Origin of the sequence: Xanthomonas sp. WHRI 10204, assembly GCF_040202875.1 — a bacterium.
In the GTDB taxonomy this organism is placed as follows: Bacteria; Pseudomonadota; Gammaproteobacteria; order Xanthomonadales; family Xanthomonadaceae; genus Xanthomonas.
In genome coordinates this window covers 1,084,745-1,108,398 of record NZ_JBEGDW010000002.1, presented here as the reverse complement: position 1 = coordinate 1,108,398, position 23,654 = coordinate 1,084,745, and the positions used below count along the sequence as shown (strand labels likewise).

Annotated in this window: 22 protein-coding genes and 1 other RNA gene; 13 read left to right on the top strand and 10 right to left on the bottom strand. The window is 66.6% G+C overall.

Annotated features, from left to right (window positions below):
- The first annotated feature begins 14 nt into the window (after positions 1 to 14).
- Entirely contained in the window at positions 15 to 869 is an 855-nt protein-coding gene (gene prmC / locus ABQZ00_RS15700) for a peptide chain release factor N(5)-glutamine methyltransferase (RefSeq protein ID WP_323538817.1), read from the top strand.
- A 135-nt stretch (positions 870 to 1,004) separates the two neighbouring features.
- The gene (pip, locus tag ABQZ00_RS15695) at positions 1,005 to 1,946 is read left to right on the top strand and encodes a prolyl aminopeptidase (protein WP_115512442.1); all 942 of its coding nucleotides are present in this window, start codon (positions 1,005 to 1,007) and stop codon (positions 1,944 to 1,946) included.
- Between the two features lie 135 nt (positions 1,947 to 2,081).
- Here pip and ABQZ00_RS15690 read toward each other — a convergent pair whose 3' ends face one another.
- The 4 genes from ABQZ00_RS15690 to ABQZ00_RS15675 are packed head-to-tail and all read right to left on the bottom strand — an operon-like array spanning position 2,082 to position 4,966.
- A complete protein-coding gene (locus tag ABQZ00_RS15690; protein ID WP_323538818.1) occupies positions 2,082 to 2,879 on the bottom strand; it encodes an N-formylglutamate amidohydrolase in 798 nt (265 codons plus the stop codon).
- On the bottom strand, positions 2,860 to 3,411 hold the full coding sequence (locus ABQZ00_RS15685; protein WP_005988855.1) for an NUDIX hydrolase: 552 nt from the start codon (positions 3,409 to 3,411) through the stop codon (positions 2,860 to 2,862). The genes ABQZ00_RS15690 and ABQZ00_RS15685 overlap by 20 nt, the downstream gene beginning before the upstream one ends.
- Entirely contained in the window at positions 3,408 to 4,394 is a 987-nt protein-coding gene (locus ABQZ00_RS15680; RefSeq protein ID WP_323538819.1) for a 5'-3' exonuclease, read from the bottom strand. Before ABQZ00_RS15680 ends, ABQZ00_RS15685 begins: the two co-directional genes overlap by 4 nt.
- Entirely contained in the window at positions 4,391 to 4,966 is a 576-nt protein-coding gene (locus tag ABQZ00_RS15675; RefSeq protein ID WP_323538820.1) for a nitroreductase family protein, read from the bottom strand. The genes ABQZ00_RS15680 and ABQZ00_RS15675 overlap by 4 nt, the downstream gene beginning before the upstream one ends.
- 133 nt (positions 4,967 to 5,099) lie before the next feature.
- Here ABQZ00_RS15675 and ABQZ00_RS15670 point away from each other — a divergent pair, with 133 nt between their 5' ends.
- Positions 5,100 to 7,349, top strand: a complete 2,250-nt coding sequence (locus tag ABQZ00_RS15670; RefSeq protein WP_323538821.1) for a DUF1631 domain-containing protein — start codon at positions 5,100 to 5,102, stop codon at positions 7,347 to 7,349.
- Positions 7,350 to 7,554: 205 nt separating this feature from the next.
- On the top strand, positions 7,555 to 9,912 hold the full coding sequence (gene pacR / locus ABQZ00_RS15665; protein ID WP_115561382.1) for a PacR family protein: 2,358 nt from the start codon (positions 7,555 to 7,557) through the stop codon (positions 9,910 to 9,912).
- Positions 9,913 to 10,244: 332 nt separating this feature from the next.
- Here the strand turns inward: pacR and ABQZ00_RS15660 are convergent.
- Positions 10,245 to 10,320, bottom strand: a non-coding RNA gene (locus tag ABQZ00_RS15660) — sX9 sRNA.
- A gap of 136 nt (positions 10,321 to 10,456) precedes the next feature.
- A complete protein-coding gene (locus ABQZ00_RS15655) occupies positions 10,457 to 11,320 on the bottom strand; it encodes an alpha/beta hydrolase (RefSeq protein ID WP_323538822.1) in 864 nt (287 codons plus the stop codon).
- A gap of 130 nt (positions 11,321 to 11,450) precedes the next feature.
- Between ABQZ00_RS15655 and ABQZ00_RS15650 the strand changes: the two genes are divergently transcribed.
- Complete coding sequence (locus tag ABQZ00_RS15650) at positions 11,451 to 12,050, top strand: TetR/AcrR family transcriptional regulator (RefSeq protein WP_055851269.1); 600 nt, start codon at positions 11,451 to 11,453, stop codon at positions 12,048 to 12,050.
- Between the two features lie 132 nt (positions 12,051 to 12,182).
- Positions 12,183 to 13,274 (top strand): NAD(P) transhydrogenase subunit alpha, encoded by a 1,092-nt coding sequence (locus ABQZ00_RS15645; protein ID WP_323538823.1) that lies wholly within the window; start codon positions 12,183 to 12,185, stop codon positions 13,272 to 13,274.
- A gap of 119 nt (positions 13,275 to 13,393) precedes the next feature.
- Here the strand turns inward: ABQZ00_RS15645 and ABQZ00_RS15640 are convergent, their stop codons facing one another.
- The 3 genes from ABQZ00_RS15640 to ABQZ00_RS15630 are packed head-to-tail and all read right to left on the bottom strand — an operon-like array spanning position 13,394 to position 14,798.
- Positions 13,394 to 13,885, bottom strand: a complete 492-nt coding sequence (locus ABQZ00_RS15640; RefSeq protein WP_055851463.1) for a DUF3106 domain-containing protein — start codon at positions 13,883 to 13,885, stop codon at positions 13,394 to 13,396.
- A gap of 5 nt (positions 13,886 to 13,890) precedes the next feature.
- Positions 13,891 to 14,238 carry a hypothetical protein gene (locus tag ABQZ00_RS15635; RefSeq protein WP_323538824.1) on the bottom strand — a complete coding sequence of 116 codons (348 nt, stop codon included), beginning with the start codon at positions 14,236 to 14,238 and terminating at the stop codon, positions 13,891 to 13,893.
- Positions 14,235 to 14,798 (bottom strand): RNA polymerase sigma factor, encoded by a 564-nt coding sequence (locus tag ABQZ00_RS15630; RefSeq protein ID WP_323538825.1) that lies wholly within the window; start codon positions 14,796 to 14,798, stop codon positions 14,235 to 14,237. The genes ABQZ00_RS15635 and ABQZ00_RS15630 overlap by 4 nt, the downstream gene beginning before the upstream one ends.
- 113 nt (positions 14,799 to 14,911) lie before the next feature.
- On the opposite strand from ABQZ00_RS15630, the gene ABQZ00_RS15625 reads away from it, so the two are divergent.
- From ABQZ00_RS15625 to ABQZ00_RS15615, 3 genes are all read left to right on the top strand, one after another.
- Positions 14,912 to 15,223 carry an NAD(P) transhydrogenase subunit alpha part 2 gene (locus tag ABQZ00_RS15625; RefSeq protein ID WP_055851467.1) on the top strand — a complete coding sequence of 104 codons (312 nt, stop codon included), beginning with the start codon at positions 14,912 to 14,914 and terminating at the stop codon, positions 15,221 to 15,223.
- A gap of 131 nt (positions 15,224 to 15,354) precedes the next feature.
- Positions 15,355 to 16,797, top strand: a complete 1,443-nt coding sequence (locus tag ABQZ00_RS15620) for an NAD(P)(+) transhydrogenase (Re/Si-specific) subunit beta (RefSeq protein WP_407078658.1) — start codon at positions 15,355 to 15,357, stop codon at positions 16,795 to 16,797.
- A 67-nt stretch (positions 16,798 to 16,864) separates the two neighbouring features.
- A complete protein-coding gene (locus ABQZ00_RS15615; protein ID WP_323538826.1) occupies positions 16,865 to 17,257 on the top strand; it encodes a DUF6714 family protein in 393 nt (130 codons plus the stop codon).
- 145 nt (positions 17,258 to 17,402) lie between these two features.
- On the opposite strand, the gene ABQZ00_RS15610 is transcribed toward ABQZ00_RS15615, so the two are convergent.
- Entirely contained in the window at positions 17,403 to 17,822 is a 420-nt protein-coding gene (locus tag ABQZ00_RS15610; protein ID WP_055851280.1) for a hypothetical protein, read from the bottom strand.
- 174 nt (positions 17,823 to 17,996) lie between these two features.
- Between ABQZ00_RS15610 and sufT the strand changes: the two genes are divergently transcribed.
- The 4 genes from sufT to ABQZ00_RS15590 all read left to right on the top strand — a co-directional run bounded on the left by sufT (position 17,997) and on the right by ABQZ00_RS15590 (position 23,435).
- On the top strand, positions 17,997 to 18,551 hold the full coding sequence (sufT, locus tag ABQZ00_RS15605) for a putative Fe-S cluster assembly protein SufT (RefSeq protein WP_011260066.1): 555 nt from the start codon (positions 17,997 to 17,999) through the stop codon (positions 18,549 to 18,551).
- 65 nt (positions 18,552 to 18,616) lie between these two features.
- Positions 18,617 to 19,702 carry a branched-chain amino acid aminotransferase gene (locus ABQZ00_RS15600; protein ID WP_323538827.1) on the top strand — a complete coding sequence of 362 codons (1,086 nt, stop codon included), beginning with the start codon at positions 18,617 to 18,619 and terminating at the stop codon, positions 19,700 to 19,702.
- 314 nt (positions 19,703 to 20,016) lie between these two features.
- A complete protein-coding gene (locus ABQZ00_RS15595; RefSeq protein WP_323538828.1) occupies positions 20,017 to 21,762 on the top strand; it encodes a S8 family peptidase in 1,746 nt (581 codons plus the stop codon).
- A 263-nt stretch (positions 21,763 to 22,025) separates the two neighbouring features.
- Entirely contained in the window at positions 22,026 to 23,435 is a 1,410-nt protein-coding gene (locus ABQZ00_RS15590; protein ID WP_323538829.1) for a S8 family peptidase, read from the top strand.
- Positions 23,436 to 23,654: the final 219 nt, after the last annotated feature.

Below are 23,654 nucleotides of genomic sequence, written 5' to 3'. Positions count from 1 at the left end.
AGTGAATGACCCGTATGAGCGACGATCCTGCAGGCATCCCCGCCGAACAGCTGCTGCGGCAGGCTGCGCTGCGGATCGAGCGTGCCGATGCCGAGCCGCTGCTGCTGCATGCACTGGGCCGCGACCGCGCCTGGCTGTTCGCGCACGGCCGCGACCCTGTGCCGGCGACCATCGCGCAGGCCTTCGACGCCTTGGTGCAGCGGCGGCAGGCTGGCGAGCCGGTGGCCTACCTGACCGGTTCGCGCGGGTTCTGGACCCTGGACCTTGCCGTCTCCACGGCCACGCTGATTCCGCGTGCCGACACCGAAGCGTTGGTCGAGCTGGCGCTGGAGCGTCTGGACCAGGCGCCCGGCCGGCGCGTGGCCGATCTGGGTACCGGTAGCGGCGCGATCGCGCTGGCGATCGCCAGCGAGCGGCCGCAGGCGCAGGTGATCGCTACCGACGCCAGCGCGGCCGCGCTCGCCATCGCCCAGCGCAACGCCGACAGCCACCGCCTATCGAGCGTGGAATGCCGGCAGGGCAGCTGGTTCGGACCACTGGCCGGCGAGCGCTTCGATCTGATTGCCAGCAACCCGCCGTATATCGCAGCCGGCGACCCACATCTTGCGCAGGGCGATCTGCGTTACGAGCCGGCCAGTGCACTTGCCTCCGGCAGCGACGGGCTGGATGACATTCGTTCGATCGTGGCCGATGCGCCCGCACATCTGCGCGCAGGCGGCTGGCTGCTGCTCGAGCATGGCTGGGATCAGGGCGCGGCCGTGGCCGAGTTGCTGCGCACGCGCGGGTTTGCGCAGGTGGCCACGCATCAGGATCTGGAACAGCGCGATCGGGTGACGTTGGGCTGCTGGGAGGAGGGCGCGACGCGGTAGTGGTGGCTGGTGCAGCGTCGCCGACGGTGCAGTCATTGCGCGCCGGCATGCGCAGTCACACCTCGCCACGGGAAGACGCAGCCGTTGGCTCCATCGTCGATCGCTACAATGCGGGTTTTCGCCCAGGACCGACGCATGCGCACGCTCTATCCCGAGATCACGCCCTACGAGCAGGGCAGCCTGAAGGTCGACGACCGCCACACGCTGTATTTCGAACAGTGCGGCAACCCTCAGGGCAAACCGGTGGTGATGCTGCACGGCGGCCCGGGCGGCGGCTGCAACGACAAGATGCGGCGCTTCCACGACCCGGCCAAGTACCGCATCGTGCTGTTCGATCAGCGCGGCTCCGGCCGGTCTACCCCGCATGCCGATCTCACCGACAACACCACCTGGGATCTGGTCGCCGACATCGAGCGCTTGCGCACGCAGTTGGGCATCGACCGCTGGCAGGTGTTCGGCGGCAGCTGGGGCTCGACGTTGGCCTTGGCGTATGCGCAAACCCACCCGCAGCAGGTCACCGAACTGGTGCTGCGCGGCATCTTTTTGCTGCGTCGTTTCGAGTTGGACTGGTTCTATCAGGAAGGCGCCAGCCGGCTGTTCCCGGATGCATGGGAGCACTACATCAACGCCATCCCGGCAGACGAACGCGGCGATCTGGTCGCCGCCTTCCATCGCCGCCTGACCAGCGACGACGAGGCCACGCGCCTGGCCGCCGCCAAGGCCTGGAGCGTGTGGGAAGGCGCCACCAGCTTTCTGCATGTGGACGAGGACTTCGTCACCGGGCATGAGGACGCGCACTTTGCGTTGGCCTTCGCACGTATCGAAAACCACTACTTCGTCAACAAGGGCTTCTTCGAGGTGGAAGGCCAGTTGTTGCGCGATGCGCACCGCATTGCCGACATCCCCGGGGTGATCGTGCATGGCCGCTACGATGTGGTCTGCCCACTGCAAAGCGCCTGGGATCTGCACAAGGCGTGGCCGAAGGCGCAGCTGCAGATCAGCCCGGCGTCGGGGCATTCGGCCTTCGAGCCGGAAAATGTCGATGCACTGGTGCGCGCGACCGACGGGTTTGCTTGAGCGAGCCGTCGGGCGCAGGCGAGTGATGCGCCAGCTCACGCTGCTGCATGACTCGTAGGAGCGTGCCCGCGTGCGATGAGGCGTTATCGATAACGCTTCCTCGCGCGCAGGCACGCTCCTACGGTGGTTGTCGTTTCAGTGTGGCAACAGCGCCTGGGCCAGCGGCGGCAGGATGCGCGCCAATCGATCTGCCCATGCCTGTTGCCCGGCGGTGTCGCCAATCAGGTCCTGGCGGATTTCCAGTTCCACATGCAGCAGGCCGCGGCCTTCGCCATGGACCGGAATGGCGTAGTCAGTGGCATCGCTCACCGCATACGGTTGATTGTCGCCAACCACCAGATCCGGTTCCGCGCGCAAGGCATCCAGCAAACGATGCGCCAGTCGCGTGTCGCGGTGGTACAGCACGCCGGCATGCCAGGGACGCGCGTTGCCGGCCATCACCGGGGTGAAGCTGTGCATCGACACCAGCAGCGTCGGTTGGGCGCGCTGCGCACGTGCATCCAGTTCGGCCGCGATGCGTGCGTGGTACGGCGCGAAGATCGCATCGATACGTTGCTGGCGATCGGCGGCGGTCAACGCCAGGTTGCCGGGAATGGATGTGCCGTCGCTGATGTCGGGCATCCGGCTGGCCGCGCCATCTGGCCGGTTGCAGTCGATCACCAGGCGCGAATAGGTCTGGGTGATGGCGATCGCATCCAGCGCGTTGGCCAGCAGGCGGGTGACCTGTGCGATTCCGATATCCCAGCCGATATGGCGGTCCAGCTCCTGCTGCGGCAGGCCCAGATTTGCCAGCCGTGCGGGCACGCGCTGGCCGGCGTGATCGGCGATCAACAGCCACGGCGATGCCGCCTGCGCGTTGTGCACGGTGAACGCTGGCGGATCCTCGGGGCCAAGCAAGTGACCGGCAGCGGCATCAACCACGCGGCGTGCCATCCAGTGCGTGATCGACCAGATACAGCCCGGCCCACAACTTGGGATCCATCTGATAGCCCTCGGCCATCTTCTGCACCAGCCACGCGCCGACTTGCGCGCGCGGGATTTCATGCACGGTGATGTCTTCGCTGGCATCGCCGCCGCCTGCGCCGACCTTGCGCAGCCCGGTGGCGCGCACGAACGCGATCTTCTCGCTGCTGGCACCTGCCGAGGTGGGGCCGATCATCAGCACTTCGGCGTGTTCGGCGGTCCAGCCGGTTTCTTCTTCCAGTTCGCGGATCGCCGACAGCTCGATCGATTCATCGGCATGCACATCGCCCACCAGCCCGGCCGGCATTTCGATGGTGCGCGCTTGCAGCGGCACGCGAAATTGCTCGACGAACAACATCGCATCGTCCGGCGTCACCGCCACGATGATCGCGGCCAGGCCGCCGGCATGCACACGCTCGGAATATTCCCAGGTGCCACGCACGACCATGCGCTGGTACTTGCCTTCGTAAACCACGGTGGGCGGGGTGTCGTGTCGGTTCATGGGTAGGTGCCTTGAGACAGGGAAGCGGGAGGGGGCGGCAGTGCGGCGCCGTCGCACACGGCCAGCAGGCGGCGGCGCGTGAGCGGCCCGAAACGCAGGCTGTCGCATAAGCCGATCAGCATGTCCGCATCGGCCTGCGTGCGCGTGAAGCCGGCGTCGGTCAAGCCGAGCGGTGCGTCCAATGCAATGGTAGTGAGCTGGCGCCATAACAACGCATGGTCGCGCTGTTCGCGCAGCCGCACGGCCATTTGCGCGGCGCCGCGCAAGCGCAGAAACGGGATCTCGTCGATGCGTTCCAGCAAGGCATCCAGGCTGCCGAAGTGCGCCAGCAGCACGGCTGCCGATTTGGCGCCGATGCCGGTGATGCCGGGAATGTTGTCGATCGCATCGCCGCATAGCGCCAGATAGTCGGCAATCTGATGCGCATGCACGCCATGGCGCGCCTTTACCCCGTCCATGCCCCAGCGCAAGTTGCGCGCGTAATCCCACTGTTCGTCGTGCTCGAACAGCAATTGCGACAGATCCTTGTCGGCTGACACGATCACCCCGCGCAAGCCTTGCGCGCGCACGCTGTGCAAGGCGCTGCCGATCAGATCGTCGGCCTCGTACTCGCGATGCGCCAGCACGCTCAGGCCCAGTGCCGCGCACAGTGCCTTGCAATGCGCAAACTGGCGCCGCAATGCATCCGGTGCCGGCTCGCGGTTGCCTTTGTAGGCTGGGTAGATGGCATGCCGAAAGCAGCTGTCCAACGCTTCGTCGAAGGCGATGGTGATGTACTGCGGGCGCTCGCGTTCCAGCAGGTCCAGCAGAAAACGCGCAAAGCCGTGCACCGCATTGGTCGGCCAGCCTTGTGCGTCCTGAAACTCGTCCGGGATCGAATGCCAGGCGCGAAACACGTACAGGCTGGCATCGATCAGATACAGCGGCTCCGGGCGCGGACCGCCCGGCAGCGCCGCGGCAATGGTACCCGGCAGCGTGCTCATGGGGTCCAGTCGCGCAACAAGGCGCGCGGGTCCGGACGCTCGCGCTCCGGCACCTGCATGCGCGGCGTGCCGATATGGATGAAGCCGGCGATGCGCTCGTTTTCGCCCAGGCCCAGATAGCCGCTGACGGCCGGGTCGTAGGCCATCCAGGCGGTCAGCCACTGCGCGGCGAAGCCATGCGCCTGCGCGGCTTGCAGCAATGCAAAACACACGCAGCCGGCGGTGAGCAGCTGTTCCTGCTCGGGCACCTTGTGCTCGGGGCGCAGCGAGGCGATGACCACGATCGCCAATGGTGCGTCGCTGAAGCGGTTGCGGTCTTTTTCGACCACCGCCGGCGGTGCCAGCGGATCGGCGGCCTGGGTGCGTTCGGCCAGAAAGTCGCCCAGGGCATGCCGCGCGTCGCCGCTGATGCGCAGGAAACGGAACGGCACCAGCTTGCCGTGGTCGGGCACGCGCACGGCCGATGTCAGCATGCGCAGCAAGGTGTCTTCATCCGGGCCGGGCTCGCCCAATTGTTTGGAGGGGACCGAACGACGCGCGTCCAGCGCCTGTAGCGAATACGGTGCATGCATAATTTGCGGTTCTGGGCGACGAATAAGTCAATTATAGACGGGCCCTTCCCAACGCCCGCCGCATGATGGCCGGCCGGGTGACGCCTGCTGCAACGGCATCGCCCCTTCCTGCCCGCTCCTTCAGCGTTGTCCGATGACCCAGTTCGTGTCCACCGATCCTCTGCCCAGCCGCAACCCGCAACTGCTCGATCAGGTGCGCGACATCGTGCTGGTGCCGCTGGCCGATGCATTCATCGACGTGCAGGACGCGCTGGCCGAGGCGTTGTTCCGCCTGGCGGCCGATGCCGGCGCGGCCCAGAACGATTTCATGGAAGCCATCCAGGCCTTGCGGCAGCAGCGCGAGCCGATCACCGCGCGCTTTCGCGGGCATCTGGCCAAGGCCTGGCAGGGCCTGGAGTCCGCGCGGCCGTTGTCGGCCGAGCGTAGCCTGGCACGCGGCGCGGCCGGGCTGACCCTGCTACCCGAACAGGATCTTGAAGTCCGGCTGGCGGTGCGCAATCTGGCCGGCGCGTTGCAGCATCAATGGCGGCCGGAGTTGATGCGGCTCAATCGCTATCTGGGTTTCATCGCCGGCGGGCTGCGCATCGATGGCGACAGCAATCCGTTCGGGCCTGAGCACTTGGGCGTGGCGCTGTACGAGGCCTTCCAGGGCGTGACGCTGGCGGCGAAAGTGCATCTGGCGGTCATCAAGGTCTGCGAGCAGCAGCTGATGCCGCGCGTCGGCCAGCGTTACGCAGAGCTGGAACAGGCGTTGGCGCAGGTTGCCAGCCTGCGCGAGTTGCCGCAGGCGCGCCATCGCCGCGGCGGCATCCCGCGCCAGGGCAAGACCGGCAACGAGGACACCACCGAGACGCCGGACTGGATCGCACGGTTTTTTGCCGACTGGTCCGGCGGGCAGGGGGCATTGGTCGACGTCAAGGTGATCGACGTGCATCTGCGCAGCGGCCGCGAAGTGCTGCCGGCCGCGTTGCACCAGCGTCTGCAACAGGCGCGCCACCTGCGCGAGCCCGATGCCGGGCGGTTGGAGTCGGTCGCGCAGCGGCGGCTGTCGCCGCGTGAGGTGGTTTCGGCGTTGTCGCTGCTGCAGACCATGCCCGGCGCCGGGTTCGACAGCATCGACGACGGGCAGCGCGGCTTGCCGCACGCACTGCGGCAGCACCTCATGCGCGCGGCTGCCTCGCTTGGCGTCGACCCGGTCACCACCTGCCTGGACCCCAACGATGCCGATGCGCTGGATCTGATCGCGCTGCTGTTCGACGCGATCCTGGTGCAGAGCCAGCTTTCCGATGCGCAACGCCGCCTGCTGGGGCAGTTGCTGGTGCCGATGGCCAAGATGGCGATGCTCGACAGCCATCTGTTCGTGCGCGATGGCCACCCGGCGCGTCGTCTGCTCAATCTGCTGGTGGATGCCTGCGACGGCAATGGCGGCGAAAGCGCGGCCGAACAGGCCTTGCTGGCGCAGGTGGAGGCGGCAGTCGTCACCATCGTGCGCGACTTCGACGAGCATCCAGCGGTGTTCTTGGCGTTGGAGGCCGAGTTCGGCGCCAGTTACGAGCAGTACCGGCGACGCGTGGAGATTGCCGAGCGCCGCGCCAACGAATTGCAACGTGCCGAAGAACGCCGCGAACGCGCACGCAGCATTGCCGCCCAGGCGCTGGCAGAGCGGCTGGCACGCGGATCGCTGCCGCCGGTGGTGGAGCACTTTCTCAGCCGCGTCTGGCATCCGAGCGTGCAACAGGCTGCGTTGCGCGCCGATGGCGCCGGCCCGGCCCTGGACACCGCCATTGCGGTGGGAGACGCCGTGTTGGCGCAGCTGACGGCTGCGCGCAGCGATCCCGGGCTGGATGCGCAGCGTGCGCCGTTGCTGCAGGCGTTTGCGCTGGCCGGATTGGGGCCGCGCGAAGCCGAACAGGCCTTGCAGGAATTGCTGCGCGCGCTGGCGCCCACGCCGGCTGCTGCCCATGCGGAAGCGCTTGCCCCCACCCTGACCGCATTGCGCTTGGTGCCCAGCCCCGCCGACCCGGTGGCAGAGCCGTTGACCCCGATGCTCGATGCGGGCGGGCAGGTGGAATTCGACCGCATCACCGCTGACTTCTTTCGCGCCATGGCAATCGGCACCAGCCTGGACTTCGTCGACCGCGAAGGCCGCGTCCAACCGGGCAAACTGTCGTGGATCAGCCCGATTTCCGGGCGGCTGATGTTCGTCAATCGGCGCGGCGGGCGGCTGTGCGTGTCCTCGCCGGAAGAGCTGGCCATGATGGTCTGGCTGGACCGCCTGCGCCTGCACCGTGAAGAAGACGCTTTCTACAGCGCGATGCAGGACGTGGTCGACGGGCTGGACGCGTCTGACCCCCCTCAAGGCTTAACCCCCGCAGGCGTATAACGGGTGCCGGCAGGCTCCACCGCAAGGTTGCGGGCTACGATGTCTCCTTGACACGCAAACCCTGGGCGGTCACGAGTAAAGTGAGAGCTGCGTCACACTTAACGAACGAGCGAAACGCCTACCATGCGAGGGCGGAATTTGGGGCCGCGTCTGTTTTTACTCGTTTGAATATTTTCACGCCTGCAGAGGCGGGGAGCCTTTGCGCATGACTTTTCAGCCCAGTCCGTCGGGACATCCGGGCCGTGACCAACGCTTGCTCGAGCAGGCGCACGACGCGTTCGTGCCCGCGCTGGTGCAGGTGTTTGCAGCTGCAGTCGCACATTTCGATGATGTCCTGTTCGATCGCGCCGAATCCGCCGGCGCGTCACAGTTGCTGTTTCTCGATGGCATGCGCGAGTTGCGTCGCAAGCGCGAAGACGTGACCACCCAATTCCGCCAACAGCTGGAAGACGGCTGGCAGGCGCTGTTGCTCGGCACGCCGTTGTCGGCCGAAGTGGTACTGGCCGGTGACATGGGCACCGGCCCGCTCAGTCTGGTGCCCGAGCACGTACTCGAATCGCGGCTGGCAGTGCGCAACCTTGCCACCGTGCTGCTGCGCGATTTCAAGCAGGTGCTGGCGCGTGTCGACCGCCGCCTGGGCTGGATTGCCGGTGGCCTGGAACTGGTGGCCGACACCAATCCGTTCGGTCCGGAACATCTGGGCGTGGCGATCCACGAAGCGTTCGCCACCTGCGATCTGGCGCCGGAAGTGCGCCTGGTAGTGATCAAGCTATGCGAGCGCGACCTGGCCGAACCGATCGGCAAGTTGTATGCGCGTCTGGACGAAACCCTGGTCAAGGCCGGCGTGATGCCGGAAATTTCGCAGCCCAAGCGCCCGCCGCCGCGCATGCAGCCACGTGGCGAGACGCCCGAAGCGCGCGCGCAGGCCGACGCTTATGGCGGCGACGCCGAAATGGGCGGCGACGATCAGAACGACCAATACGCGCCAGCCTGGGCCAATCGCTTTCTGGATCGCTGGGCGCATAGCCGCGGCCGCATGCAGGCCGCCGCGCAACGCGGCCATGCCGATGGTGGCGGCGCTGGCGGTATGGAAGGCGAGGCCGATCATCCTGGCGGCAGCCAGGGCATGCTGCTGGATGCACTGCACGAACTGCTGCAGCAGACCCGTAGCGTGCGCGACAGCACGGCCTCGGCTGCGTCGGTGGCAGTGGGCCAGCAACGCCCGCTGAGCCAGCGCGAAATGATGTCGGTGCTGTCGTTGCTGCAGGCCACGCCCAGCGCAACGCTGCAGGCGGCCATCGGCGACGACAATGAATCGCTTGCGCAGCGTCTGAAGAACGAAGTGCTCAACAGCGCTACGCGTCTGGGCGTGGACCCGGCCACCGCAAAGCTGGACCCGATGGACGAGGATGCGATCGATCTGGTCGGCATGCTGTTCGACGTGATGCTGGACGAGCGCGATCTGGAAAACCGCTCGCGCGAAATGATCGGCCGGCTGGTAGTGCCCTTCGTCAAAGTGGCGCTGCTCGACCGCAAGATGTTCGTGCAGAAGACTCACCCGGCGCGGCGCCTGCTCAATTCGCTTGCCGAGGCCTGCGAGGGCAACAACGGCGACAGCGCCGCCGAGCGCGTGCTGATGGGCAAGGTCGAAGAAATCGTCGACCGTCTGGTGGCCGAATTCAACGAGAACCTGGCGATCTTCCTGACCCTGGAAGAAGAGTTCCGCGACTTCCTGTCGCAGCACCGCCGCCGTGTGGAAATTGCCGAGCGCCGCGCCACCGAAACCCAGCGCGGCCAGGAAAAACTGGAGCTGGCGCGCAACCGCGCGCTGGCGGAGCTGGAGCAGCGCGTACTGGCCGGTGCGCCGTTGCCCAAGGCGGTGGAAGACTTCCTGCGCCAGCCGTGGCTGCATCACCTGACCATGGCGATCCTGCGCGATGGCGACGAAGGTCCCGGCACGGTTGAGGCATTGGCGCTGGCCGATGGCGTGCTGGAAGAACTGAGCGAGGCGCGCCGCCACATCATCGGCAAGCCGTGGCTGCAGGTCTGGCAACCGGCGCTGCATCGCGTGTTCGCCAGCGTTGGCTTGCATGGCGACGCGGTGGTGGTGGCGATCACGGCATTGCACGACACCTTGCAGGCCATCGCCGAGGCACGCCCGGAGCTGGAAAAAGCCTTGCCGGAACTGCCGCAGGTCAACCTGCCGCCGCCAGCGGCCGAAAGCGTCAGCGTAGTGCTGGGTGCCGAAGCGGTGGCGCAGAGCATCGACAGTGCCGACGCCGAACGGTTCCGTGCGATGGACATCGGCACCTGGCTGGATTTCGTCGACAAGGACGGCAAGGTGCAGGCAGGCAAGCTGTCGTGGGTCAGCCCGATTTCGCAGCGGCTATTGTTCGTCAACCGCCGCGGTGTGCGTTTCTGCGTCGCCTCGCCGGAAGAACTGGCGGTGATGGTGCGGCTGGGGCGCCTGCGCGAACACATCAACGACGGCGCGTTCGACAGCGCGATGCAGGGCGTGATCGACCGGCTGGATCCGCTGCACAACAACGGCACGGTGCACTGAGCGATTGCATCGATTGCGCAGCGCTGTCGCTGCGCGTCGGAGGCTGTGTCGCTGCCTTCGGCGAGCGTGCTTTGAAGAGTGGATATGCGTCGCTGGCGCGACCGTCACGAGGGTTTTGCCGTGTCGGCGTTTGGACTCCTGGAGTCGTCGGGCTCCTGCGGCAGACGCCGGATGTTTGCGGCGTCGTGGCGGTTCGGATGGCCAGGCGACTCTTTCGAAGTGACTCATCGGCAGGCGCGGAATCACTGCAGCAGCAAACGCGACGTGTGCTGCCTTGTCGTGCAATACGTAAGCGCTACATTTGCGATCGGATTGCGCAACACGCTTAGAGCGGCTAACAAAACGTAGCGAGCATCCGCCAGTTTGGTGTGGACGGCCCGGAGGAACCGGAGGGTACGCGTGGTACATGCGGCACCGAGCACCGGCCGCGCCCGCTTGGCGGTGATTACAGTTCTTTTGTCAGCCGCTATTACCCGATGCAGTTGCCTTGATCCTCGCACTCCGGTAACCACGCCCGCGATGACTGCATCCCGGAGCGCGCTACTCAGCGCGATGCCGGGCCAATGAACTCCAGCGCCCGCGCGATCACCGAGGCGTGATCGACCATGCGGTTATGGCCCAGTCCTTCGGTACTGAACAGCTGCGCGGCTGGCCAGAGTGCGGCAAAGCGTGCGCCTTCTTCCCACGGCGTCTCGCGGTCGCGGCGGTCGTGGATGATCAGCGCCGGGCGATCGAAGTGCGGCAGGTGCGCGGTCGCATCGAAGTCGGCAAAACACTTGCCGGTGAGCTGGATCAGCCAATTTTCGAACGGTGCGAATGCGCCGGGTGCGATACCGAAGGCGCGGAACTGACGTTGCGCGCTGGCGGCCGGCGCCACCAGCGGGGCGATCAACACATAACGGGCCGGACGCCATGCCGGGTCGTCGGCAAACACCACCGAGGCCGCCCCCAGCGAGTGGCCGATGAACACCGCAGGGTGGCCAAAGCGCTCGCCGATCTGGCGCAGTATCTTGACGAAATGCGGCATGTTGCTGATCTTGCCGCTGCTCAGGCCATGTGCCGCCTGGTCGAACGCCAGCACCGCATAGCCAAGCGCGCGCAGCTGCGGCACCCAGGCCGCAAAGCGCAGGCCGTAGCTGGCCCAGCCATGCGACAGCAGCACATACGGCTGCTGCGCGGGGTCGCCCCATTGGTAGACGGCGATGTCGATGCCATCGACGCGCAGGGTCTGCTGTTGCACATCGGTCAAGGTCGCGGCGATGGTCGCTGCCTGTCGACGCCCGGCCTCACCTGGGGTGACGAAACGGCGCGCCAGAGAGCGGCCCGTCGGGCCGGGGGCCAGGCGACTGACTGTGCGCATCAGGCCGCGGAGCAGCCGCGCACGCAATTTGGCGATGGACGAGCTCATGGGGGAGTCCTTGTAGGGGAGGGCGCGTCGCACATCTTGTCGCCGACAAGATGCGACACAAGTCTGCCGATTGAATCTTGTCAGCGTCAAGATGATCTGCTCCACTGAGCTCCCGATAAACGAAGCCGCCATGTCGCGATCAGACGTTCCTGCTGGCTATCACCATGGCGATCTGCCGGCCGCATTGCGTCGCGCTGGCTGGGAGCTGGTCGGCGAATCGGGCGTGCGTGGGCTGACCTTGCGCGAATGTGCGCGCCGCGCCGGGGTCTCGCATGCCGCACCCGCGCACCACTTCGGCTCGCTGGACGGGTTGTTGGCGGAAGTGGCGGCCGATGGCTACGAACGCATGCTCGCGCGCATCCACGCAACCCAGCAGGAACTTGCCAACCCGCTGCTGGGCTGTGGACTGGGCTACCTGCGATTCGCCATCGACTATCCGCAGCAGTTCCGGCTGATGTTGGGCCTGGACCTGCGTTCGCGCAGCCTGCCACGGCTGCTACAGGCCAGCGAGGCAGCCATGGCCTGTCTGCGCGACACGGTGCGCATACAGTGGAGTGCCCGTCACGGCAGCGCGCCAGACGCCGAGCTGCTGGAACAGCGCACCCTGCTGGCGTGGAGCGCAGTGCACGGCTATGCGTCGCTGGCGATCGACCGCAAGCACGACGCCTTGCGCGCGTTTGCGCCGGAACTGGTGTTCGCCCCGTTGCTGCATGCGGTGCTTGAACCCTGAGGCGCGATCTGCGGGGAAAACGCGGTACGGGTTGACGTGCGGCCTGGCCAGCAGCCAGCGCAGCACACGTGCCAGGCGCCGCGGCCGCGCTCTGCTAGCATCGCCGCACTGAGCGCGAGACCGGAGCAACCCATGGCTGTGCAGGTGCTGGTGCTGAAAGAACAGGCGGCAGGCGAACGCCGGGTGGCGGCAACGCCGGAAACGGTCAAGAAGCTGGTCGCGCTTGGCGCCCATGTGTGGATCGAGCCGGACGCCGGCCGCGCCAGCAGCATGGACGATGCGGCATATCTGCAGGCCGGTGCGCAACTTGCCAGCGCACACACGCTTGATCAGGCCGACATGCTGCTCTGTGTGCAGGCACCGCCGACCGATGTCTTGCTGTTGTGCAAACCGCAGACAGTGGTGATCGGCATGCTTGCACCCGATGCCGACCCGGCGCGTGCGCAGGCATTTGCCACGCGCGAATTGGTGGCGTTTCCGCTGGAGCGCCTGCCGCGCACCACGCGTGCGCAATCGATGGACGTGCTGAGTTCGCAGGCCGGCATGGCCGGCTACAAGGCCGTGTTACTGGCCGCGCAACTGGCGCCGCGGTTCTTCCCGATGCTCACCACCGCCGCCGGCACGATGCGCCCCTGCAAAGTGGTGGTGATCGGTGCGGGCGTGGCCGGCTTGCAGGCGATCGCCACGGCCAAACGGCTGGGCGCCCAGGTGGAAGGTTTCGACGTGCGCCCGGAAACCCGCGAGCAGATCGCGTCCCTGGGTGCGCGCTTTCTGGATCTGGGCGTCAGCGCTGCCGGCGAAGGCGGCTACGCACGCCAACTCACCGACGACGAACGCGCCGAGCAGCAGCGCCGCCTGGCCGAGCATCTTAAAGGCGTGGATGTGGTGGTCTGCACTGCGGCCGTGCCGGGGCGACCGGCGCCAAAGATCGTGACCACGGAGATGGTGCAGGGCATGCGCGCCGGCAGCGTGATCGTGGATCTGGCTGCGGAAACCGGCGGCAATTGCGCGGCTACGCGTCCGGGCGAAACCGTTGATCTCGATGGCGTGGTGGTCGCCGGGCCGCTCAATCTGGCAAGCCAGGGCGCCGTGCATGCCAGCGAGATGTTTGCGCGCAACGTCTACGCGTTCGCCGTGTTGTTGATCAGCGACGGTGCGCTGTCATTCGACTGGGACGATGAGTTGCTGGCGAAGACGCGTTGGTCGGCCACACCGGCGACGTAAGGCGCCGTCTGTCTGCAAAGCACGCGGCGACTTTCGAAGACCCGCTGGCGCGTGCTGGTGTCTGAACTCTGAAGGTGTGATCGCACGCCGGAGCATCCGGGCGGCCAGTGCGGCGGCGTTCAATCGTCCGTCGGCGGGTGGTCGCGTAACCAGGCGCTGCGTTCGGCCGGGCTCATCTTCTGCCAGCGTTGTTGCAGTTCATTGCGCTGTTGCGGGTTGAGCGCGCGCATGCGGTCGAACAAGGCCTTGGCTTCGCGGCGCTGGTCCGGGCTCATGTTACGGAAGCGGTCCATGCCGGCCTTGGCCTGCTTGCGCTGTTCGGGGGTCATGTCCAGCCAGCGACTGGCATGCCGGTACATGCGCGGACGTTCTTCGGGCACATCGTTCCAGCGCTCGCGCAGCGCATCGATCAGCACCTGGCGCTGTTGCTGGGTCAGCTTGTCCCACTCCGGCATCGGCGTCTCGTTGCGTGGGCCTGGGCCATGCGGGCCGTGTCCGTCCATCGGCGGTGGCCCTGGCGGGCCCGGCGGCGGGCGGTCCTGTGCCAACAGCGACGCGCACGGCCCGGCGCAGAGCAGCAGGGTCAACAGCAGGCGGGTGGTGCGGGTCATCGTGCTCATTCCATGGCCAAAGCGGTATCGGACCCGAGCCAGACATACAGGTCGGGGTTCTGGGTCAGCAGGTCGTCGGTGTCGGTGCCGGCACTGTTGCCGGCCACTGCCTGGGTCGGCGCGACGCTTGTGGGTGCAGTGTCGCCCGGTCGCAGTTGCAGGCCGATAGCAACGGCCAGCAGACCCGAACAGGCGGTGGCCAGCAACCAGTAACCGCGGCGTGGACGCGGCGCCGACGCGTGGCGTGCCAGGCGCAGGCGTGCCAGGGTCTGCGGCGGCAGGCTGGTGAGCGCGGCGGCATGCAGTTGGCGCAGTTGCGCATCGAACTGGGCCGGATCGTGGGAGCGGTTCACAGGAAATCCTCGAACTGTTTTTGTAACGCGTCGCGCGCGCGCGACAGGTGAGTTTTGACCGAGCCTTCGGAGCAGCCCATCGCCTTGGCGGTGGTGGCCACATCCAGGTCTTCCAGTACGCGCAGCGTGAACGCCTCGCGCTGGCGCGCCGGCAAGCTACGCAGCGCCTGGACCAGCCGCTGGTAGGCCTGCTGATGTTGCTGCGCGCCGACCGGGCCGATGCCGGGGTCGGCCCACTCGATCGGGCCTTCGTCATCGGCGCGCTCGGCCGGTGCCCAGAATTTCAGCCGGAACGTGCGGCGGCGCTGCAGGTCGATGATGCGGCTGCGCAAGATGCTCCAGAACAGCGGTGTCCATTCCTCGGCCGGCCGTTCACGGTAGCCGAGCAGCTTGACCATGGCGTCCTGCACGGCATCCAGCGCGTCTTCGCGGTGACGCAGACCGGCCTCGGCAAAACGGAACGCACGCGGACCGATGCCCGCCAAAAAGGCGTCCAGCGACACCGGGACGGCAGCGGCCGTTGTAGAAGGCTGCGGATCGAAAGGGGTTCCCACCAGCACAGCGTAGCTTCCGCGAAGACGATACGACGTCAACGGCCCAGCGCCGATTCGGTTGACATGCCCGATGCGTGGGTATGATCGGCGGGCCGCACCGGCCAGTGGAGCGAAAGACGATGAGCGACGGGTTCGTAGCGCTGTACATCTTCATGCTGGCGGCCATCGCCGGCCACGTGATCATCTCGCGGGTGCCGGTGATCCTGCATACCCCGCTCATGTCCGGCTCCAACTTCATCCACGGCATCGTGCTGATCGGCGCGATGGTGGTGCTTGGGCATGCCGACACCACGCTGGAAAAAGCGCTGGGGTTCGTCGCGGTGGTGCTGGGCGCGGGCAATGCAGCCGGCGGCTATGTGGTGACCGAGCGGATGCTGGACATGTTCAAATCCAGCAAGCCGGATCCGGCCAAGCGCGACGCGAAAGATTGAACGTACGGCGCCTACGCATCGCAGCGGTGCTGGCCGCCGCCGTACTTGTCCCGCTGCTCGGCTTCGCGCTGGGCTTCCTGGTTTATGTGCTGCCGTTCGGGCAGATGTCCTTCTCTGGAGCGTGGCTGCTGATGCACCTTTTGCCGATCCTCATCAAGAGTAGCTACCTGATCGCAGCGACCCTGTTCCTGCTCGGCCTGCAACGCATGGCCTCTCCCAGGACCGCGCGTAGCGGCATCCGCTGGGCCGGCGCCGGCATGCTGATCGCCACGGTGGCCACGTTCTTCCTGCCGGAACTGCACAACGTGCCGCTGATCCTGGCAGCGCTGGCGATCGGCACCGGGGTTGCGTGGTGGTCGGCCAAGAAGGTGGCCATCACCGACATGCCGCAGATGGTGGCGCTGTACAACGGCATGGGCGGCGGCTCGGCGGCGGCGATCGGCGCGGTGGAGCTGCTGCGGTTTTCCTTCTTCGCCAATCGCGACACTGCGCACTGGAGCGCGCAGGCGATCGCCGAACTGGCAGCGCGGCGGCCGGACACCACCACGGTGATGCTGGCGGTGATCGGCTCGGCGATCGGGGCGGTGTCCTTGTCCGGCTCGATCATCGCCTGGGCCAAACTGGATGGCCGGCTCGACCGACGGGTGACCTTTCCCGGCCAGCAGGCGGTCAATCTGCTGGTGGCGCTGGCCGTCCTGGCGCTCGGCATCTGGGCCGCCACCAGCCTGCAGCCGCTGGCGATCATCGCCTTCTTCGCCGTGGCGCTCGCGCTGGGCGTGTTGATGACGCTGCCGATCGGCGGTGCCGACATGCCGGTGGTGATTTCGCTCTACAACGCCTTTACCGGCCTGGCGGTGGCGTTTGAAGGCTATGTGCTGGGCAATGAGGCATTGATCATTGCCGGCATGATGGTGGGCGCGGCCGGCATTCTGCTGACCCGGCTGATGGCCAAGGCGATGAACCGGCCGATCAGCGGCGTGCTGTTTTCCAACTTCGGTGGCGGCGGGCAGGCGCAGGAGATCAGCGGCGCGCAAAAACCCATCGAGGCCAGCGATGTGGCCGCGATGATGGCCTTCGCCGAGCGGGTGGTGATCGTGCCCGGCTACGGCATGGCGGTGGCGCAGGCGCAGCACAAGATCTGGGAGCTGGCGCAGCGGCTGATCGCGCGCGGGGTCAAGGTGAAGTTTGCGATCCACCCGGTCGCCGGGCGCATGCCCGGGCATATGAACGTGCTGCTGGCCGAAGCCGGCGTGCCGTACGACCTGATCGCCGACATGGACGACATCAATCCCGAGTTCGCCAGCACCGATGTGTCGCTGGTGATTGGCGCCAACGACGTGGTCAACCCGGTCGCCAAGACCGACCCGGCCAGCCCGATCTACGGCATGCCGATCCTGGACGTGGTCAATTCACGCAATACCGTGGTGATCAAGCGCGGCAAGGGCACCGGCTTTGCCGGCATCGAAAATGCGCTGTTCTACGCCGACAACACCCGCATGCTCTACGGCGACGGTGCCGAAGCGGCCAGCGCGCTGGTCAGCGAGCTAAAGGCGCTGGATGGGGGCGGGCATTGACGTCTGGCATTCCACTCACGTGCCGACGCACGGCAAAAGTCTTTCCACGATGAGCGACCGCCCACCCATGTCGCTGCGTGCCGGAAACGCGATTGACGACCATGCCGAGGTGCCGCCGTTCGACGCGGTGCGCGACCAGGTAACGGCAGAGTATCTCGAGCGGTATTGCTGTGGAATCCACCACCTGGACAGTGTTTCGTGGCGCTTCTATCTGCCACATCTGCTGCAGCACGCGCTGCGCAACAGTGGGAACGCTGCATCCAACGCCACAGATACCTTGCTGCAGTCGCTGCGCCCGCCGGATCGGGAGCCGTTGCGCTTCGGCAGCCTGTCCGCTGCCGAAGAACGCATGGTAATAGCGGCCTTGGACACGCTGGCATTTACCGACGGGTCCGAATGGATCGAATCTGCGCAATGCGCGCTCGAGGAGTATTGGGCCCCCGGCGCCAGCTATCGCTGAGATCTTCGGAGCCTTGAGCCACGCCGAACCCGCTTCGACGCCCGGCTTGTTGCTGTCGACCAAGCGCGTCTCCAGCGGCGAGCATCAGCGCTTGCAAGCCGGTGCTCACGCCCGCCTGGCAGTGGCGGCTACGCTGCAATCAAATTCAGCGCGCAGCCCACCACGCCACGACCACCGCTGCGAAGTAACACAGCAGGTCGAACGCATTATTGGCCAGTTGCAGCAGGGTCCAGGCCAGGCGAGGGCCCATTTTCTGGGCCGAGGTCCACGGGTCCAGGCCCAGCGACCCGCCCAGTTGCGCCGAGGCAATGCCCCAGTTGGCACCGACGATGATCAATGCGGTGGTCGCCACCGCCACGCCGATACGCAACCTGCCGGCACGCAATGTGCCCAGGCGCAGCATCCAGACCACTTCCAGTGCGACCAGTACCGCCATCCAGCCGGCCTGGTTGCCGAGCGCAAGGGCGATGAGCAGCCAGGCGATGAGGGCGGTGACGCTTCCCAGCAACAGGAGCGGGGGCCAGAGCCAGTGGGCGCTTCTGGCGGACGCGGAGGTGGGCGGCATTGGAGCTCCTGACAGTGCGCACATAATAGAGCGCATGCCGCACTTTGCGACGCACTGCATCGGCAGATGGAATGCAGCGTCGTTGAAGGGATTGGCGGCCAGCGGCGGCGGCGCCATCGCGGTCGGCTAGAATGGCCGACTTGCGCGCGTCCGGCGCGGCCCCATATCCAGCCCATGTACTCCCGTAGCAGCGAACCCGTCCAGTTCGAACGCGATTGCGATGCCGTCATGGTGCCGCAGGGCGATTCGGTGACCCTGCCCGCAGGCAGTTATGGCTATATCACCCAGGCCCTGGGTGGCAGCTACACGGTCTTTGTCGAAGGCAATCTGTTCCGCATTGCCGGCAAGGATGGCGATGCGATCGGCAAGGAGGCCCCGCCGGGGCTGGAATTGCCCGCCAACGCCAGCGACGAAGAAGTGGAAGCACTGGTGTGGCAGCAGTTGCGCACCTGCTTCGACCCGGAAATTCCGTTCAATATCGTCGATCTGGGCCTGGTCTACGAAGCGGTGGTCAGCCATCGCGAAGAGGACAATCAGCGCAGGGTGGACGTCAAGATGACGCTCACCGCGCCCGGCTGCGGCATGGGCGAGATCCTGGTCGACGACGTGCGCAGCAAGGTGGAAATGATCCCGACCATTGCCGAGGCCGATGTCGAGCTGGTGTTCGACCCGCCGTGGGGCCGGCATATGATGTCCGAAGCGGCCCGTCTCGAGACCGGCATGCTCTGATCGTCAGGCGCCATGTCCGCAGATGTGGCGCCGCGTCCTTTCGCCCGCCATACAGGAATCTTCCGGTGTCCGTGTCCTTCGCTTCCACCCGTTCTCCGTCGCCGCGCAGCGCCGACGAACTGTCCGTGATCCTGGCCGCGCCCGGTTTCGGGCTGCACTTCACCGACCACATGGTCGCCATTTCCTGGAACAACGAGCAGGGCTGGTACGACGCGCAAGTGCGTGCTTACGGCCCGCTGCAGTTGGACCCGGCCGCGTCGGTGCTGCATTACGGCCAGGAGATCTTCGAAGGCATCAAGGCCTACCGGCATGCCGATGGCTCGATCTGGACCTTCCGCCCGCAGTCCAACGGCGAACGCCTGCAGCGCTCGGCGCGTCGTCTGGCGCTGCCGGAATTGCCGGTGGACCTGTTTGTCGAATCGCTGCGCCAGCTGGTGGCCGTGGACGCCGGCTGGGTGCCGTCGGCGCCGGAGACCAGCCTGTATTTCCGCCCGTTCATGATCGCCGACGAGGCCTTTTTGGGCGTGCGCGCCGCGCACAAGGCCTCGTACTACGTGATCGCCAGTCCGGCCGGCCCGTACTTCGCCAAGGGCGTGGCGCCGGTGTCGATCTGGTTGTCCACCGAATACGCACGTGCAGCCAAGGGCGGTACCGGCGCGGCCAAGTGCGGCGGCAACTATGCCGCTTCGCTGCTGCCGCAGCAGAAAGCCTATGCGCAGGGCTGCTCGCAGGTGCTGTTTCTGGATCCGGTCGAAGGCAAGTACATCGAAGAACTGGGCGGCATGAACGTGTTCCTGGTCTACCAGGACGGCAGCCTGGTGACCCCGGAACTGTCCGGCAGCATCCTGGAAGGGATCACCCGCGACAGCATCCTGCAGCTGGCCCGCGACCGCGGCATGCGTGTGGTCGAGCGCAAGGTGTCCATCGACGAATGGAAGCAGGGCGTGGCGTCGGGCGAGATTGTCGAAGTGTTTGCCTGCGGCACCGCCGCGGTGGTCACCCCGATCGGTGAGCTCAAGGGCGACGGCTTTGCGGTGGGCGATCTGTCCGCGCCGGCGGGCGAGGTGACCATGTCGCTGCGCCAGGAATTGACCGATATCCAGTACGGCCGCGTGCCGGACCGGCATGGCTGGTTGGTACGTTTGTCCTGAGTCAGCGCTACAGCGTCAAAAACAGGCCTCTGCGCGTCAGCGCAGGGGCTTTTTTTTGCCTGCCATGCAGCAGGGCGACATGCATCCCGTCAAAAAACTGTGGGAAGCGGACTGAGCAGACATGACGCTTGTCACAAAACTGATATTTAAGTTTCAAAAGTGTCGATTTCGTATTGTCCAGTTTGGTTGGAGTGGGATAGGTTCGCTGAACGGATCAATAACAGGGGATTGATTCGGGGACTCGGCGCCGACCTATGCAGGCGGTGCCGGATTACACCGCCAAGGCGGTTCTCTTTGATTTGGAAGGGAATTCGATGTCGAACGAGTCATTCCGCAAGCGTCGTCGCACGCTTACCGTCCTGGGCGCCACCGCGCTGACCTCCCTATTGCTGGCAACACCTGCGTTTGCCGGTGAGGTCTACCTGGACGGTCTTGCCACTGCCCAGACCCACCAGAAATTCATCGTGACCTACAAGGACGGCAGCACTGCGCTGGCCAGTCCCACCGTGCTGAGCACCTCGCTGCGCACCGCCGCACGCGCAGTTCCGGCCAAGGCCGGCAAGGCGCTGGGTCTGAACGCGGTGCGCCGTCTGGCGCTGGGGCCCGAGCTGATCAAGGCCGACCGCGCGCTGGACCGTGCCGAGGCCGAGACCCTGATGCGTCAACTGGCCGCCGACCCGAACGTGCAGAGCGTGGAAGTGGATCAGATCCTGCGCGCCACGCTGACCCCGAACGACACCCGGCTGTCCGAGCAGTGGGGCTTTGGCACCACCAATGCCGGCCTTAACATCCGTCCGGCCTGGGACAAGGCCACCGGGACCGGCGTTGTGGTGGCGGTGATCGACACCGGCATCACCACGCATGCCGACCTCAGCGCCAACATCCTGCCCGGCTACGACTTCATCAGCGACGCGACGGCTGCGCGCGATGGCAATGGCCGCGACAGCAACCCTGCAGACGAGGGCGACTGGTATGCCGCCAACGAGTGCGGCACCGGGATTCCGGCCTCCAACTCCAGCTGGCACGGCACCCATGTGGCCGGCACGGTCGCTGCGGTGACCAACAACAGCACCGGCGTGGCCGGTACCGCCTACAACGCCAAGGTCGTGCCGGTGCGCGTGCTCGGCAAGTGCGGCGGCTCGTTGTCGGACATCTCCGACGCCATCGTGTGGGCGTCGGGCGGCAGCGTCAGCGGCATTCCGGCCAACGCCAACCCGGCCGAGGTCATCAACATGTCGCTCGGCGGCGGCGGTGCCTGTTCGACCACCATGCAGAACGCCATCAGCGGTGCGGTGTCGCGTGGCACCACTGTGGTGGTGGCGGCCGGCAACAGCTCGGCCAACGTGTCCGGCTCGCTGCCGGCCAACTGCGCCAACGTGATCGCGGTGGCGGCCACCACCTCGGCGGGTGCCAAGGCCAGCTATTCCAACTTCGGTGCCGGCATCGATGTGTCCGCGCCGGGCTCGGCGATCCTGTCCACGCTCAATAGCGGCACCACCACCCCGGGCAATGCCAGCTACGCGTCCTACAACGGCACCTCGATGGCGGCGCCGCATGTGGCCGGCGTGGTCGCGCTGGTGCAGTCGGTCGCGCCGACCGCGCTCACTCCGGCAGCGGTGGAAACCCTGCTGAAGAACACCGCACGCGCATTGCCGGGTGCCTGTTCCGGCGGTTGCGGTGCCGGCATCGTCAATGCCGACGCCGCGGTGACGGCAGCCATCAGCGGCAGCAACGGTGGTGGCGGTGGCGGAACCGGCAACACGCTGACCAACGGCACGCCGGTCACCGGCCTGGGTGCGGCCAGCGGTGCGGAGCTGAACTACACCATCGCCGTTCCCGCCGGCAGCGGCACGCTCACCGTGGCGATCAGCGGCGGCACCGGCGATGCAGACCTGTACGTGCGCGCCGGCAGTGCACCGACCGACACCACCTACGCCTGCCGTCCGTACCTCAGCGGCAATACCGAAACCTGCAACATCAGCGTGCCCTCCGGCACGTATTACGTGCGGGTCAAGGCGTACAGCACGTTCTCTGGCGTGACCTTGAGCGCCAGCTACTAAACGTTGCCGTTCGACGCTGTTGCGCTGTCTGGCCGCGTGGCCAGGCAGCGCTGTCCCAGCGCGACACCTCATCTGCGATGTCCGCCCACGTCTGCCGTTTCGGCAGGCGCAGGCAGGGCATTGCCGCTCGGCCGGAATGGACACCGGACAGTCGTTTCGACGGGCGCCAGCGCCCGTTTCGTCCGGCCCGATCCGCGGTGTTGCGGCAAGGGCTCGGTCATCTCGCCGCAGCTGCGGCACTTCTACTTCTTGAGGAACGATCGATGTCCAATGTGTCGCAACGTCGTGCACCTGCACGCGCACTGGTGGTGCTGGGTGTTTCCGCGCTGACCTCCCTGCTGGCCGTGCCGGCGTTTGCCGGTCAGGTCAATCTGTCCGGTCTGGAATCGCAGCCCACGCTGGACCGCTTCATCGTCAAGTACAAGGACGGCAGCAGCCCGACAGTGAGCCCGACGTCGATGCGCGCATCGCTCAATTCGGTCGCTTCCGCCGTGCCGGCCCGCGCCGGTCGCGCGCTGGGTTTGAACCACGTGCGCCGCACCGCGCTGGGGTCGGAAGTGCTCAAGGCCAGCCGTGGCCTGGACCGTGCTGAAGCCGAGACGCTGATGCGCCGCATCGCCGCCGATCCGAGCGTGGACTACGTGGAGATCGATCAGATCATGTATCCGACGCTGACCCCGAACGACGCGCGGCTGTCCGAGCAGTGGGGCTTCGGTACCACCGCGTCCAGCATCAACGTGCGTCCGGCCTGGGACACCGCCACCGGCACCGGCGTGGTGGTGGCGGTGATCGACACCGGCATTACCAGCCACCCGGATCTCAATGCCAACGTGCTGCCGGGCTACGACTTCATCAGCGATGCGGCGCGCGCGCGCGACAACAACGGCCGCGACAACAATCCGGCTGACCAGGGCGACTGGCGTACTGCCAACCAGTGCGGAACCGGCGTGCCGGCCGCCAATTCGAGTTGGCACGGCACCCATGTGGCCGGCACGATTGCCGCGGTCACCAACAACAGCACCGGTGTTGCCGGTACCGCGTTCAATGCGCGCGTCGTGCCGATCCGTGCCCTGGGCCTTTGCGGTGGCACAACATCCGATATCGCCGACGCCATCGTGTGGGCCTCCGGCGGCACGGTGTCCGGCGTGCCGGCCAACGCCAATCCGGCCGAGGTGATCAACATGTCGCTGGGCGGCAACGGCACCTGTTCCAGTACCTACCAGAACGCCATCAACGGTGCGGTGTCGCGCGGTACCACGGTGGTGGTGGCGGCCGGCAACAGCAATGCCAACGTGGCCAACTTCACCCCGGCCAGCTGCGCCAACGTGATCTCGGTGGCGTCGATCACCTCGGCCGGTGCGCGTTCGAGTTTCTCCAACTTCGGCACCACCATCGACATCTCCGGCCCGGGCTCGGCGATCCTGTCGACCTTGAACAGCGGCACCACCACGCCGGGCAGTGCCAGCTATGCGTCCTACAACGGCACCTCGATGGCGGCCCCGCACGTGGCCGGCGTGGTTGCGCTCATGCAATCGGCGGCCAGCCGTCCGCTGACGCCTGCGGCGGTGGAAACCCTGCTGAAGAACACCGCACGTCCGTTGCCGGGCGCCTGCTCGGGCGGCTGCGGCGCCGGTATCGTCAACGCGGCGGGTGCGGTCAGCCAGACCCCGTAAGGCGAAGGCAAGGCGCGATGCCGGCCTGACCGCCGGCATCGACGTCGGGCCGGCCCCGACGCAGCTGTCGGTGTTTTGAATCCTGCACTGCCCCGCTTCGGCGGGGCAGTGTGCGTTTGGGCATAGGCCACGACTGGGCGTCGGCCAACCGGCGGCGGCAATGGCTGAACAAAGCGCCTGGCGCTGCCTTGCTGCCGCTTCAGCCCCGCAAACGGCGCG